Here is a 12,626-nt window from a genome sequence, read left to right on the forward strand (position 1 = left end):
CAGCGGGCGGGCAGGCTGTCGGGTGGCCAGCGCGCCCAGCTCGCGCTCACCCTGGGCCTGGCCAAGCGGCCCGAACTGCTGGTCCTGGACGAGCCGGTCGCCGCACTCGACCCGCTGGCCCGCCGCGAGTTCATGCAGGGGCTGATGGAGGCCGCCACCGAGCACGAGCTGAGCGTGGTGCTCTCCTCCCACCTGGTCTCCGACCTGGAACGGATCTGCGACTACGTGATCGTGCTCGTCGACTCCCGCGTCCAGGTGGCCGGAAAGGTGGACGCGTTGCTGGCCACCCACCACCGGCTCACCGGCCCGCGCCGCGACCCCGGCCGCCTCCCCGCCGACCGGCACGTCGTCTCCGCGCGTCACACCGACCGGCAGAGCACCTACGTGGTCCGTACCGACGCCCCGATCCACGACCCCGCCTGGACCGTCAGCCGGCTCACCCTGGAGGACCTCGTCCTGGCCTACATGGACAAGCGCACCACCGAGAACCGGCGAACCGCCCTGGAGGTGCGGCGATGATCTGGCTCACCTGGCGCCAGTTCCGCGCCTCGGCCGCGATGACGGCCGCCGTCCTCGTCATACTCGTCGCCGTCCTGGCCCTGACCGGGCCGAAGCTGGCCTCCGGCTACGCCGCCGGGATCGCCGCCTGCACCCCGGACAGGACCTGCCTCGACTTCTTCGACCGGTTCTTCGGCGAGTACGACCTCCCCTTCCTCGCACTCACCCTCGTCGTGCTGGTCCTGCCCGCGCTGGTCGGGCTCTTCTGGGGAGCACCGTTGGTCACCCGGGAGCTGGAGGCGGGAACGCATCTGCTGGTGTGGAACCAGAGCGTCACCCGCACCCGCTGGCTGGCGGTCAAGCTCGGGCTCACCGGCCTGGCGGCCATGGCCGCCGCCGGTGCGTGCGGCCTCGCGGTGACCTGGTGGTCCGCCCCCCTGGACAGGTCGGCCGTTCCGGAAATGGCGCAGATGGCTCCCGTGGTGTTCGGCGCGCGCGGCATCGCCCCGATGGGGTACGCGGCCTTCGCCTTCGTCCTCGGGGTGACCGTGGGCATGCTGGTGCGTCGCACGCTGCCCGCCATGGCCCTCACCCTGACCGTCTTCGTCGCGATCCAGCTCGCCATGCCGCTGCTGGTCCGTCCCCACCTGATGCCCCCGGTCGCCGGGACCTTCGAGCTGGGCCGGGAGAACATCGACGGCTTCGGCGCGCCGGGGGACGGACCCCTGCAGATATTCCTGAGGACATCGGCCGTCCCCGGCCACCCGGGCGCCTGGGTCCTGTCCAGCAAGCTGGTCGATCCGTCCGGGCGCACGATCTCCAGCGGAGACGGAAGCTCGGGACCGTCGTCGACGATCGTGCGGGCCGTCCCGGTCTCCACGACGTCGGGGCCCTGCTCACCGAGAGGATTACCGGCGGGGGGCTGTGTCGCCGAGATCAACCGGCTCGGCTACCGGCAGCAGGCGACCTACCAGCCCCTGGAGCGCTTCTGGCCCTTCCAGTGGATCGAGACCGGGATCTACGCCCTGCTCACCCTCGGCCTCACCTGGTTCTGCTTCTGGTGGATCCGAAGGCGCCTGTCATGACTCCCCTCAAAACCGCCGCCGCCGGACTCGCCCTCCTGCTGGCCACGGCCTGCACCGCACCGGCACCGCCACGCGCCCAGGCCGGCACGGCGGGCGCGACGGTCTGCGCGCGCCCCCAAGGCCCTCCGGCGGCGGAGACGGCCACCACGATCGACGTCATCGAGCAGGCCTACTTCTGCATCCTGGGCACCTACTACAGCGGCGCCACCCTGGACGCCCGCTCGCTGCTGCACGCCGGATTCGTCGCCCTGACCCAGGAACTCAACCGCGACGGACACGAGGTACCCCAGGCGGCCATGCCCGCGCTGACCGGCGACCACAAGGCCGACTGGGCCGCCTTCGAGACCGCCTACCGCGTCACCACCGACCAGGTCCCCGACCTGCGCGACACACTGGCCGTCGTCACCCTTGAGGCCATCGTGGCCGCCCTCGATGACAACCACGCCCGCTGGACACACGACATCAGACGCCCACCCGACCACTACGACGGCGACGGCTACGGCCTGGGCCTGACGGCCAACGTCACCGGCCCGCAGCTGACCGCCAACCCCGGCACCGCCATCGGACCGCTGTTCGTCACCACCGTCCAGGGCGGCGCCGCACACGCCACCGGACTACGCCCCGGCGACACCATCGAAGCGATCAACGGATCAGCACCCTTCATCGACGGAAAGGCCACCCCCGCGATCGCCACCCTCTACCCGGACTACCCCGACGCGCGCCCGGTCCGGCTGCGCCTGCTACGCCCCACCACCGGCCACCGCTGGACGGCCACGCTCAAGCCCGGCCTCTTCCAACGTGACCCGGCCACCCTGCGAGTGGTGCGATCGAAGCTGCTGGACGATGTCGCCTATGTGCGGATGACCGGATTCGCTCCCGACTCCGCCGACCGGGTCCTGCGCGCGGTCAACCGGCTGCGAAAGGACCGGACGCTGTCCGGCCTCGTGCTGGACCTGCGCGGCAACGGCGGCGGCAGCCCCATGGAGGCGACCCGCCTGGTGAGCGCGTTCGCCCACGGCAAGGTCACCGCCTACCAGTGCGCCGTCGACGGCGCATGCGCCCCCGAGCGGACCGACGACACCGTCGAACTGCTCAACCTGCCGCTGGTGGTGCTCACCGACCGCGGCTGCGCCTCGGCGTGCGAGCACTTCAGCTCCGCGATCAAAGACCTGCGCCTCGGGCAACTGGTCGGCACCAGAACCGCCGGCGTCATCTCCGGCCCGGCGCAGTCGTACCTGCTCGCCGACAACACCCTGCTGAGCTTCCCCGACAGACACCACCTCGGTCCCAACCGTGAGGTCATCGACAAGATCGGCGTGCCACCCGACCACCACACGCCCCTGACTCCCGAGGACGCGGCCACCGGACGCGACCCCGCCCTGGCCAAGGCCCTGACCCTGCTGCAGAAGTGAACGGACCCCCCTCGCGATGAGACAGCTCCTGGCCCTGGCAGCGGGACTGGCCCTGCTGGCCGCGTCCGCCTGCTCCGCCCCCGCACCACCCCGAACCGACGCCGGTCCGCCCACACCCACCGGCCCCGTCACCCTGCCCGCCCCCACCGGCGCCCACCCCGTCGGCACCACCACCCTGCACCTGACCGACACCTCCCGCCCCGACCCCTGGGACCCCGACGCCGACGCCAGACACCTCAAGGTCACCCTGTGGTACCCGACAAAACAGCGAGACGGACAGCGCGCACCGTACATGACGGCCAAGGAAGCGGAACTCCTCCTGAAAGGCTCCGGGGTCGCGACCACCCCGTACGACACGCTGAGCAGGACACGCACGAACGCCGTCAAGGACGCCGAACCGGCGGGGCGGCGGCTCCCGCTGGTGGTGCTCTCCCCGGGCTTCACCAAACCGATGAGCACCCTCACCTCCCTGGCCGAGGACCTGGCCAGCCGCGGCTACGTCGTGGCCGGGATCGACCACACCCACGAGAGCTACGCCACCACCCTGTCCGACGGCCGGGTCGCCGAATGCATCGCCTGCGACAGCAACACCGACCCCGGCTTCGGCGCCGGACTGGTCCAGGGCCGGGCCGCCGACGTCTCGTTCGTGCTCGACCGGCTGACCACGACGTGGAAGGACTCCGACCTGATCGACCGCGAAAGGATCGCGATGGCAGGCCAGTCGATCGGCGGGGCCGCCACCGTGGCGGCCATGGTGAAGGACCCCCGGATCCGCGCCGGAATCGACATGGACGGCACCACCTACGCCCGCATCCCCAAAAGCGGCCTCTCCCGGCCGTTCATGTTCCTGGGCTCGCCGCAGCACGTCCCCGGCGGCCGGGACCACTCCTGGGACCGCGACTGGAAGCTGCTGACCGGATGGAAGCGCTGGATCGTCTTGACGGACGCCGAACACCAGTCCTTCACCGACATTCCGCTGTTGACGGACGTCCTCGGCATCGAACCTCTCCCCGGCATGCTGCCCGCGGCCCGTGGCGCTGAGCTCACCCGCGCCTACGTGGCGGCCTTCCTCGACCGGCACCTGAGATCACGACGACAACCCCTCCTGGACGGCCCGTCGTCACGCCACCCCGAGGCCACATTCTGCCCCGCGACCTGCGGTCCCCCCTGAGCCCCCGCACACCTCGACGCGCGGGTGGTCGGCCAAACTCTTCGGCCAGACTCTGAGACATGTCTCCCGACGAGCAGACCGACGAGCAGACCGACGAGCTCCGTAAGGCCGTCGACGAGTTGGGCGTCCGCATCTACACGGCGTTGCGCGACGGTGGTCCTGAAGCCGACCTCCTCGTCGAGACGGCCTGCCTGATGGAGGAGTGGGGTGTGTCCACCGCCGTCACGCGGGAACTCCTCGAACGCCCCGCCGCCGAGCTGACGGCCGCCGACCTGGCCCGGCTGGGCGAGGCCCTTCTCGACGGGATCGGCTTCAAGCCGGCCTTCGCCCTGGAACCGGACCTGCTGGTGCAGCTGGAGGAGGATCTGAAGGTCGTGGAGCGTGACGTCCGCGCCGCGGGGATCACCGGGACGCTTCGGATGGTCGTCCCCGACTGGGACCCCATGGGGATGGCATGGGTGGAGTTCGAGGGTATCTGCCAGGGCAACGGCATCAGGGCCGGGACCGGGCCACTCTGGTCTGTGGCCGACGCCGCCCAGGAAGTCGTGATGGAGGTGATCTGGAGGACGTGGCCCGTCTGCCCGGTACACGATCGGGGCCTGCACGCCGACTCGGAAGACGGGATCGCCGTGTGGCGCTGCACAGGCGACGGGACGCACACCGTCGCACCGGTGGGTGAACTGTGCCCTGGACGCCGTTAACGGTCCGCCGGTCACGTCGACAAGGTCAGGCGACCGGCGGCAGAGCCCGGCTCCATCGAACGATCGGACGGAGTCGCCGCCCGACAGTGCGAACGGCCTTGACCGAACTCGTCCGGGCGAACACCGTGGAGGCCCGTGATCTCGTCTGGAAGGGACGCGCATGTTTGGTCTGGGCTGGCTCGAACTCCTGTTTTTTGTGATCCTGGTGCTGGTCGTCGCTTTTCTGGTGGTGCGATCGCGGCGGCGATAGACGGGGCGGTGGTGCGGCCTGAACCGGCGCACGTCACGCGGTGACGATGGACCACCAACCACGTTCTGTGGCGAGCCGAACAAATCAAAACCCGTGAATACAGTGCCGGTCTCGGTGGGTGCCAGGGGTGGAGCGCGGTCGGTGACGGCGAAGCCGGACGAGCCGTGTCCGTAAATCTTGTAACCGGGGTGTTCGACCGGTGAGAAGATCGGGGGTGCTCCGAATAGCGAACGCGGTACTCACGAGATTGCCGGAACCGCTGCGCGCGCTCGCGCTGAGGCACCACGAGCCGCTGAAGTTCGCGGTGGTGGGCGGAACAGCGTTCCTGGTGGACAACGCGGTGTTCTACGGGCTGAAGCTGACCGTCCTGGAACCGAAGCCGGTGACCGCGAAGATCATCGCGGTGCTCGTGGCGACGATCGTGTCCTACGTCTTGAACCGCGAATGGTCGTTCCGGACCAGGGGAGGCCGCGAGCGCCGTCACGAGGCGGCGCTGTTCTTCCTGGTCAGTGGCTTCGGTCTGGTGCTCAGCTCCGCGCCGCTGTGGATCTCCCGGTACGTGTTCCGCCTGGAGACCCCGGACGTGAGCCTGGTGACCCAGGAGATCGCCGATTTCGTGAGCGCGCAGGTCGTCGGCACGCTGATCGCCATGGTCTTCCGCTTCTGGGCGTTCCGGAAGTGGGTCTTCCCCGACGAGAGGGCCCGGCCCGGCAGCGTGCGGCTGGCTCCCACCCCCGGTTCCACGGACGAGGCGGCTTGACGGCAGCGAATCCAAAAGCCGTTTCAACGGTGGTGCGACCCAGTTTAAGATCAAAAGAGCAAAGGCCCAGGTCAGAGCCTAAGTTCCTGGTCGGGAGTGGTAGGGCGCCTGGGACTCGAACCCAGAACCTACGGATTAAAAGTCCGCAGCTCTAACCATTGAGCTAACGCCCCGCAGGTGACAGCGTACCGAGGATAGTGTCCACTAACGTCCGTCGCCAGGCCCATTCATGGTCATCTGTTTGTGGAACGCCCGGTGAGGGGCGGGGACGGCTCCTAGAGTGGCAGGCATGACGAGCTCGGGGCTTGAGCCCGCCCTCACCTCCCATGTCTCCACGCGGCCAGGGTATGTGGTGGTCGACGTGGAGACCACAGGTTTCTCGCCGTCGAGGGGCGACCGGATCTGCGAGATCGCGCTCATCTCGCTGGACGCCGGGGGCGAGACCGTCGACGAGTGGCACTCGCTGGTCAACCCCCGCCGCGGCACCGGGGCCGTCCACGTCCACGGCATCACCAACGCGATGGTCCAGAGCGCGCCGGTGATCGAGGAGTTGCTGGACGATATCTGGCGGCGGGTGGCGGGCCGGGTCCTGGTGGCCCACAACGCCTCCTTCGACCTGCGCTTCCTGCGGAGCCTCCCCGGCAGCGAGTGGGTGACCGAGACCCTGTGCACGCAGCGCCTGGCGCCCGCCTTCATCTCCGACGGCAGGTGGACGCTCGCCGCGTGCTGCGAGCGCGCCGGAATCCCGCTCCTCGGCGCGCACGCCGCGCTGGCCGACGCCCGCGCCAGCGCCGAGCTGCTCCGCTTCTACCTGCGTACGGGCGTCTCCTGGGAGGCGGAGCTCGGCAGGGCGGCCCAGGCCCCCGAGTGGCGTCCCTCCGGGCTGCCCCAGCGGCACCCCCGCCGCAGATGAACGCCACATGGGAGCCACGGATGAACACCGCGCAGGAGCCCTAAGCGAACCCCGGCCAGGAGAGGGTCAGCGGTAGGCGGGGATTCCGGTCAGGGCCTCGCCGAGCACGAGCGTGTGGATCTCCTCGGTCCCCTCGTACGTCAGGACGCTCTCCAGGTTGTTCATGTGCCGGATCACCGGATACTCCAGCGTGATGCCGTTGCCGCCCAGGATGGAGCGGGCCTGGCGGGCGATGTCCAGGGCGGCGCGGACGTTGGCGAGCTTGCCGAAGCTGACCTGGCGCGGGGTGAGGGTCCCCGCGTCCTTGAGGCGGCCCAGGTGGAGGGCGGTGAGTTGCGACTGCCCCAGGCCGACGTACATCCAGGCGAGTTTCTCCTGGGTCAGCTGGAAGCCGCCGATGGGCCTGCCGAACTGGACGCGGGAGACGGAGTAGTCGAGGGCCGACTCCAGGCAGGCGCGGGCGGCGCCCACCACGCCCCACACGATGCCGAAACGGGCCTCCGACAGGCACGACAGCGGACCCTTCAGGCCCCGCACCTCGGGCAGTACGGCGGACGCGGGCAGCCGGACGTCGTCGAAGTACAGGGACGAGGTCACCGAGGCCCGCAGGGACATCTTCCGGTGGATCTCCGGGGCGGTGAAGCCCGGGGTGTCCGTGGGGACCACGAAGCCGCGGACGCCGTCCTCCGTCTGCGCCCAGACCACGGCGACGTCGGCGACGGAACCGTTGGTGATCCACATCTTGGAGCCGTTGAGGAGCCAGTCGCCCGAGGGGTCCTGCTTGGCGTGGGTGCGCATGCCCGCGGGGTCGGAGCCCTGGTCGGGCTCGGTCAGGCCGAAGCAGCCGATCGCCTCGCCCGCGGCCATCCGGGGCAGCCACTCCTCCTTCTGCTCCGCGGAGCCGTACTTCCAGATCGGGAACATCGCGAGCGAGCCCTGCACCGACACGAACGACCGCAGCCCGGAGTCGCCCGCCTCCAGCTCGCGGCAGGCCACGCCGTACGAGACGGCGTCGAGGCCCGCGCAGCCGTACCCCTCCAGGTGCATGCCCAGCACGCCGAGCGAGCCGAGCGCCGGGGCGAGCTCGCGGGCGGGGAAGACGGCCTCCTCGAACCAGTCGCCGACGTGGGGGAGGATCCGGTCCGCGACGAGGTCCCGTACGGTGTCGCGGATGAGGCGCTGCTCCTCGGAGAGCGTGTCGTCGATGCGCAGGAGATCGTCCATGGGCTTCCCTCTCTCTCGGCCCTGTCAGGGTATTACCGGTGCGGGTGGGACAGGGGTCAGGGTCACGTTCGGCCTGGGGCGGGGTGTATGTCAGGGTCGTGCCAGGGGGAATCCCGATGTGAGGAACGTCCCCCCTCGGGCAGTCTGAGGACATGAACGAAAATGACTTCACCGGCGTCAAGAAGCTCCAGCGGACCAGGAACGGGCGCATCATCGCGGGTGTGGCCTCCGGCATCGGACGCTACACCGGGGTGGACCCCAACATCATCCGCGCGGCCCTCGCCATCGCCACCTTCTTCGGTGGTCTCGGTGTGGCCGTCTACGCGATCGGCTGGGTCCTCCTGCCCGACGAGAACAAGGACAGGTCGGTCCTGCAGGACGTGATCGACAAGAACAAGGACAACCCGATCTGGGTGGACGCCAGGACCAAGGCCGAGCAGGGCTGGGCCAAGGCCACCAGCAAGATCGCCGACCAGCACCGCGCGCCGCACCAGGGGGACCCGGAGTACACCACCACCCACCAGAGCCCCTTCCCGCCCGCCCCGCCCGTCGCCCCCCACGCGCCGTACGGCACGGTGCCGCGGCAGGACGACGACACCCGCCCCCAGGTGTGAGTCAGGAGGTCGCCTCCGTGCGAACCCTCTCGATGATCTCCCTGCGGGATCCCCTCCAGAACACGGCCAGCGCGGCCGACAGGGCGAGCCCGGCCGCGCCGGCCAGTGCGACGACCGTCTCGGGACCGAGGTGGTCGGCCGCGGCCCCACCGGCCAGGATGCCGATGCCCTGGGAGGCCAGCAGGCCCGACTGGACCAGGCCGAAGGCCTGTCCCCGCTGCTCGGCGGGGACGCACTGCACGAAGGCGGCGTTGGCCGCGAGCTGGTAGGCCCCGCCCAGGCCGGACACGAACCACAGCAGCAGCACCACAGGAAGCGGTGGCTGCGCGGCGCACACGATCAGCGGCGCGCAGGTCAGCATCGCCATCCAGCCCATCGACCGCAGCCGGTTCGATGGGCTGACGTAGCGGCTGTAGAGGAACGCGCCGACGACCGTACCGGTGGGCATGGCGCCCATCAGCAGGCCGGTGACCAGTGAGAGCTCCTGGGGATTCCCGGTCAGCTCGTCGGCGTACGGGCTCGCGATCCCCTCGGGCAGCACGTAGAAGCCACAGAGCCAGGCGAAGAGCACCAGCGTACGCAGCCGGGGGTCGCCGAAGACCAGCCTGGCGCCGGAGCGGGTCATCGTCCACATCGAGGGCCGGTTCTCGTCGGCGGGGATGGGGGCGGGACGCCGCCGTACCCCCGAGACGATGATGAGCGCGGAGGCCAGAAAGGTCGCCGCGTCCAGCGCCAGCGCGCGGTACGGCCCCATTCCCATGATCAGGACGCCGCCGGCGGCGAAGCCGAGCATCTGCGCGCCCTGGTTGGTCATGTTCTGCAGGGCCGACCCCGCCACGTAGCGGTCGCCTTCGAGCAGCTCCGGCAGCAGGGCCGCCCGCGCCGCGGAGAACGGCGCGCTGAGCAGCACGACGCAGAAGACCAGCGCGCACAGCGCGGCGAACGAGATGCCGGGGATCGCCATGAGCGCGACCAGGAGCGCCCGCAGCAGGTCGCAGGAGATCATGATGCGCCTGCGGGCGTAGCGGTCGGCGAGCCCCGCGAGAAGCGGCCCGCCGATGATCGGCGGCAGGTAGGTCAGGGCGTAGACCGACGCCGTCGCCAGGGGGGAGTCCGTCCGCTGGAAGACCAGGACGGACAGCGCCACCCGTGAGAGCTGGTCACCGAGGAGAGAGAGCCCCTGGCCGAGCCAGAGCGCGCGAAACTCCCTGATGGCGATGACCTCGCCGTAGGTCGCTTGGCGTTCCGCCGGACGGCGATGCCGCCCGGGTAGTCGGCCGGACTTGGTCGCCGCCATAGGACTCCGCTGAGCTCGCAGGCACACTGACTGTGGGTGTTCACTGTGTAACCTACGGTGCCTGTTGCGAAGCCCGCGCGCAACCGAAAGCAATCAAGCGCATGCAAACTGTAATGATAAGCGGCGACATTCCGGAAAGAAGGGCTTTGGGATGCCGTGCGGGATTAGTTGGAGGTTGCTTACCAGCCCAGCTCGTGCAGCCGGTCGTCGTCGATGCCGAAATGGTGGGCGATCTCATGCACGACGGTTATCTGCACCTCTTCGACGACCTGGTCCTCTGTCTCACAAATCGAGCAGATGGGGTTGCGGTAGATCTCGATCCGGTCGGGTAACACTCCTGCGTACCACTCGCCCCGCTCGGTGAGCGGAATGCCCGTGTAGAGACCTAGAAGATCCGGTTCGGGTGGGTCGTCGACGACGACGAGCACCACGTTGTCCATGACTTTCGTCAGCTCGGGGGGAATGGTGTCCAGGGCTTCTGCCACGAGCTCCTCGAACTTCTCCCGCGAGATCTCGATCACACCCGTCATTCTGCCCCCTGATTCCGGGTAGAGGTGGAGGCGCATGAAATTCGCTGATTGGACCCAGGGAGCCCGCCGCCTCGTCACCGGGCGAATCGCCCGCGGCGTGCTCGTCGCCGCCGTCGCCCTGGCCGGGGCGTGGCTCGGCGTCATGCTCGGCGGGGCCGTACGGACCAACGTCGGCCCGGTGGAGCTCGGCATGTCGGCCGAGCCCTCGTGGGCCGGGGAGACCGTCGTGGACGCTCACCCTTTCGGCACACTCCTGTTCGACACCCATGACGCCCCGGTCAGCCTCCGCGTGACCCTGGAGAACATCAACCCCGACCGGGCCCGCGGATTCCTGGACGACCCGAGGTTCTCCGCCGACCGGCTCCCCGCGCTCCTGGAGGAGGAGCTGGGCGCCGGCGTCAGGACGCTGATCCTGCGCGCGGCGTTCTGCGGCGTGGCGGGGGCCCTTATCACCTCCCTGATCGTCTTCCGGCGCCCGGGACCGGCCCTGGCGGGCCTGCTGGGCATCACCGTCGCGCTAGCCGGTACGGGCGCCGCCATCGCCCTGACCTTCCGGCCCGACTCCGTGGTGGAACCCAGGTACACCGGCCTGCTGGCCGGCGCGCCCTCCCTCGTCGGCGACGCCGAGTCGATCGTGACCAGGTTCGAGTCCTACCGGGTCCAGCTCGCCAAGCTCGTCAACAACGTCTCCCAGCTCTACGACGTCGTCTCCGCCCTGCCGGTCTACGACGCCGACCCCACCTCCATCCGGGTGCTGCACGTCTCCGACATCCACCTCAGCCCCATCGCCTGGAACCTCATCCGCTCGGTCACCGCCCAGTTCAAGATCGACGCGATCATCGACACCGGCGACCTGACCGACCACGGCACCGGCCCCGAGGACAGGTTCACCGAGGAGATCGGCACCTTCGGCGTCCCGTACGTCTTCGTCAGGGGCAACCACGACTCCATGGCCACCCAGAGGGCCGTGGCCAGGCAGAAGGGCGCGGTCGTCCTCGACGGCGAGGCCAAGACCGTGGCGGGGCTGCGCATCTACGGCATGGGCGACCCCCGGTTCACCCCGGACAAGTCCGTCCCCGTCGACTCCAACCTCGAATCGCTCGCCGCCCTCGGCCGCTCGCGCGCCGCCGAGCTGGCGAAGTTGCCCAAGCAGGTCGATCTAGTCGCCGTCCACGACCCGACGATCGCCAAGGGGTTCTCCGGGGCGGTCCCGATGGTCCTCACCGGCCACTCCCACGAGCGATCCACCGAGCTGCTGCCCTCGGGCACCCGCCTCCTGGTCCAGGGATCCACCGGCGGAGCGGGCCTGCGGGCCCTCGAACACGACGAGCCCACCCCCGTCGCGGCCTCCGTTCTGTACTTCGACGCCAACACGCACCGCCTGCGGGCCTGGGACGACATCACCCTGGGAGGGCTCGGCGAGCAGTCGGTTCAGATCCAACGTCACGTTGAGACCGACCCTGGCCGTACAATTTCTCCTGTGCCGACGATCGCTCCGTCTCCAACGGCGTCGATCACCGTCACACCGACGCCGTAAGCCGCGAACCGCTTTGGCATCGGGGGCAAAAGTCCCCTATGCTTCAGAGGTCTCCAGCGGAAGACGGCGACGGAACGAGACGAGAGTCTCGAGCCCCCATCGTCTAGTGGCCTAGGACACCGCCCTTTCAAGGCGGCGACACGGGTTCGAATCCCGTTGGGGGCACGGCCGAGCCAAGGCTCGCCAGGGAAACGGCAGGTCGAAGACCTCCGGAAAACTGGTAAGCTAAGCAAGGCAAGAAAGACCGGGACAAAAACCCCGGAAGCAAGGTCCTGTAGAGCAGTTTGGAGTGCTCGCCACCCTGTCAAGGTGGAGGTCGCGGGTTCAAGTCCCGTCAGGACCGCTCTGGTAGGTGTTCGATCCACCACCGAGGTCAGGTAGCTCAGTCGGTACGAGCGTCCGCCTGAAAAGCGGAAGGTCGGCGGTTCGACCCCGCCCCTGACCACAGCAACTGAGCAGCACAAACGCCCCGAGCCACTTATGGCTGGGGCGCTTTTTGTTGTCCTTGACGACAACGGTGACGACAACGCGCTTTTCATTGAGGTGATCTCAGCAAGATCGGCTCGGGCATTTGGTTCTTGATGCCGCCAGAACGGTGCCGACGAACATGAACCGGGATGGATCGCGATGCCCC

Annotated in this window: 12 protein-coding genes and 4 tRNA genes; 12 read left to right on the forward strand and 4 right to left on the reverse strand. The window is 69.3% G+C overall.

What is annotated here, in order from left to right; all coding sequences use genetic code 11:
* From ACFYWM_RS44255 to ACFYWM_RS44280, 6 genes are all read left to right on the forward strand, one after another.
* A partial coding sequence (locus ACFYWM_RS44255; protein ID WP_389927774.1) for an AAA family ATPase occupies window positions 1–519 on the forward strand: 519 nt, incomplete at its 5' end.
* On the forward strand, window positions 516–1,583 hold the full coding sequence (locus tag ACFYWM_RS44260) for an ABC transporter permease (RefSeq protein ID WP_389927776.1): 1,068 nt from the start codon (window positions 516–518) through the stop codon (window positions 1,581–1,583). The genes ACFYWM_RS44255 and ACFYWM_RS44260, both read left to right, overlap by 4 nt.
* Window positions 1,580–2,995 (forward strand): S41 family peptidase, encoded by a 1,416-nt coding sequence (locus ACFYWM_RS44265; RefSeq protein WP_389927778.1) that lies wholly within the window; start codon window positions 1,580–1,582, stop codon window positions 2,993–2,995. The genes ACFYWM_RS44260 and ACFYWM_RS44265 overlap by 4 nt, the downstream gene beginning before the upstream one ends.
* Before the next feature lie 16 nt (window positions 2,996–3,011).
* On the forward strand, window positions 3,012–4,166 hold the full coding sequence (locus ACFYWM_RS44270) for an alpha/beta hydrolase family protein (RefSeq protein ID WP_389927780.1): 1,155 nt from the start codon (window positions 3,012–3,014) through the stop codon (window positions 4,164–4,166).
* A 59-nt stretch (window positions 4,167–4,225) separates the two neighbouring features.
* Window positions 4,226–4,867, forward strand: a complete 642-nt coding sequence (locus ACFYWM_RS44275) for a hypothetical protein (RefSeq protein WP_389927782.1) — start codon at window positions 4,226–4,228, stop codon at window positions 4,865–4,867.
* Window positions 4,868–5,331: 464 nt separating this feature from the next.
* Window positions 5,332–5,877 (forward strand): GtrA family protein, encoded by a 546-nt coding sequence (locus ACFYWM_RS44280; protein WP_389927784.1) that lies wholly within the window; start codon window positions 5,332–5,334, stop codon window positions 5,875–5,877.
* 97 nt (window positions 5,878–5,974) lie between these two features.
* Here the strand turns inward: ACFYWM_RS44280 and ACFYWM_RS44285 are convergent.
* Window positions 5,975–6,050, reverse strand: a tRNA-Lys gene (locus ACFYWM_RS44285).
* A gap of 116 nt (window positions 6,051–6,166) precedes the next feature.
* On the opposite strand from ACFYWM_RS44285, the gene ACFYWM_RS44290 reads away from it, so the two are divergent.
* The gene (locus ACFYWM_RS44290) at window positions 6,167–6,790 is read left to right on the forward strand and encodes an exonuclease domain-containing protein (protein ID WP_389927786.1); all 624 of its coding nucleotides are present in this window, start codon (window positions 6,167–6,169) and stop codon (window positions 6,788–6,790) included.
* 66 nt (window positions 6,791–6,856) lie between these two features.
* On the opposite strand, the gene ACFYWM_RS44295 is transcribed toward ACFYWM_RS44290, so the two are convergent.
* Window positions 6,857–8,014 carry an acyl-CoA dehydrogenase family protein gene (locus ACFYWM_RS44295; RefSeq protein ID WP_389927789.1) on the reverse strand — a complete coding sequence of 386 codons (1,158 nt, stop codon included), beginning with the start codon at window positions 8,012–8,014 and terminating at the stop codon, window positions 6,857–6,859.
* 152 nt (window positions 8,015–8,166) lie between these two features.
* Between ACFYWM_RS44295 and ACFYWM_RS44300 the strand changes: the two genes are divergently transcribed.
* Window positions 8,167–8,628 (forward strand): PspC domain-containing protein, encoded by a 462-nt coding sequence (locus ACFYWM_RS44300; protein ID WP_389927791.1) that lies wholly within the window; start codon window positions 8,167–8,169, stop codon window positions 8,626–8,628.
* A 1-nt stretch (window position 8,629) separates the two neighbouring features.
* Here ACFYWM_RS44300 and ACFYWM_RS44305 read toward each other — a convergent pair whose 3' ends face one another.
* Both ACFYWM_RS44305 and ACFYWM_RS44310 read right to left on the reverse strand, forming a co-directional pair.
* Window positions 8,630–9,925, reverse strand: a complete 1,296-nt coding sequence (locus ACFYWM_RS44305; protein WP_389927793.1) for an MFS transporter — start codon at window positions 9,923–9,925, stop codon at window positions 8,630–8,632.
* A 179-nt stretch (window positions 9,926–10,104) separates the two neighbouring features.
* Window positions 10,105–10,455: a metallopeptidase family protein gene (locus ACFYWM_RS44310; RefSeq protein ID WP_389927798.1), complete on the reverse strand. Its 351-nt coding sequence runs from the start codon at window positions 10,453–10,455 to the stop codon at window positions 10,105–10,107.
* Between the two features lie 34 nt (window positions 10,456–10,489).
* Here ACFYWM_RS44310 and ACFYWM_RS44315 point away from each other — a divergent pair, with 34 nt between their 5' ends.
* The 4 genes from ACFYWM_RS44315 (at window position 10,490) to ACFYWM_RS44330 (ending at window position 12,437) form a co-directional block, all read left to right on the forward strand.
* Complete coding sequence (locus tag ACFYWM_RS44315; protein ID WP_389927801.1) at window positions 10,490–11,992, forward strand: metallophosphoesterase; 1,503 nt, start codon at window positions 10,490–10,492, stop codon at window positions 11,990–11,992.
* A 92-nt stretch (window positions 11,993–12,084) separates the two neighbouring features.
* Window positions 12,085–12,157, forward strand: a tRNA-Glu gene (locus tag ACFYWM_RS44320).
* A 103-nt stretch (window positions 12,158–12,260) separates the two neighbouring features.
* A tRNA-Asp gene (locus ACFYWM_RS44325) sits at window positions 12,261–12,335 on the forward strand.
* Between the two features lie 28 nt (window positions 12,336–12,363).
* Window positions 12,364–12,437: transfer RNA gene (locus ACFYWM_RS44330), tRNA-Phe, on the forward strand.
* Window positions 12,438–12,626 lie beyond the last annotated feature (189 nt).

It is taken from the genome of Streptosporangium sp. NPDC002721, assembly GCF_042888905.1.
Taxonomy (GTDB): Bacteria; Actinomycetota; Actinomycetes; order Streptosporangiales; family Streptosporangiaceae; genus Streptosporangium.

What these genes read in the sequence shown, in the direction of transcription:
- ACFYWM_RS44260 (WP_389927776.1), top strand. Translation starts at nt 516, where the DNA reads ATGATCTGGCTCACCTGGCGCCAGTTCCGCGCCTCGGCCGCGATGACG.
- ACFYWM_RS44265 (WP_389927778.1), top strand. Translation starts at nt 1,580, where the DNA reads ATGACTCCCCTCAAAACCGCCGCCGCCGGACTCGCCCTCCTGCTGGCC.
- ACFYWM_RS44270 (WP_389927780.1), top strand. Translation starts at nt 3,012, where the DNA reads ATGAGACAGCTCCTGGCCCTGGCAGCGGGACTGGCCCTGCTGGCCGCG.
- ACFYWM_RS44275 (WP_389927782.1), top strand. Translation starts at nt 4,226, where the DNA reads ATGTCTCCCGACGAGCAGACCGACGAGCAGACCGACGAGCTCCGTAAG.
- ACFYWM_RS44290 (WP_389927786.1), top strand. Translation starts at nt 6,167, where the DNA reads ATGACGAGCTCGGGGCTTGAGCCCGCCCTCACCTCCCATGTCTCCACG.
- ACFYWM_RS44295 (WP_389927789.1), bottom strand. Translation starts at nt 8,014, where the DNA reads ATGGACGATCTCCTGCGCATCGACGACACGCTCTCCGAGGAGCAGCGC.
- ACFYWM_RS44300 (WP_389927791.1), top strand. Translation starts at nt 8,167, where the DNA reads ATGAACGAAAATGACTTCACCGGCGTCAAGAAGCTCCAGCGGACCAGG.
- ACFYWM_RS44305 (WP_389927793.1), bottom strand. Translation starts at nt 9,925, where the DNA reads ATGGCGGCGACCAAGTCCGGCCGACTACCCGGGCGGCATCGCCGTCCG.
- ACFYWM_RS44310 (WP_389927798.1), bottom strand. Translation starts at nt 10,455, where the DNA reads ATGACGGGTGTGATCGAGATCTCGCGGGAGAAGTTCGAGGAGCTCGTG.
- ACFYWM_RS44315 (WP_389927801.1), top strand. Translation starts at nt 10,490, where the DNA reads ATGAAATTCGCTGATTGGACCCAGGGAGCCCGCCGCCTCGTCACCGGG.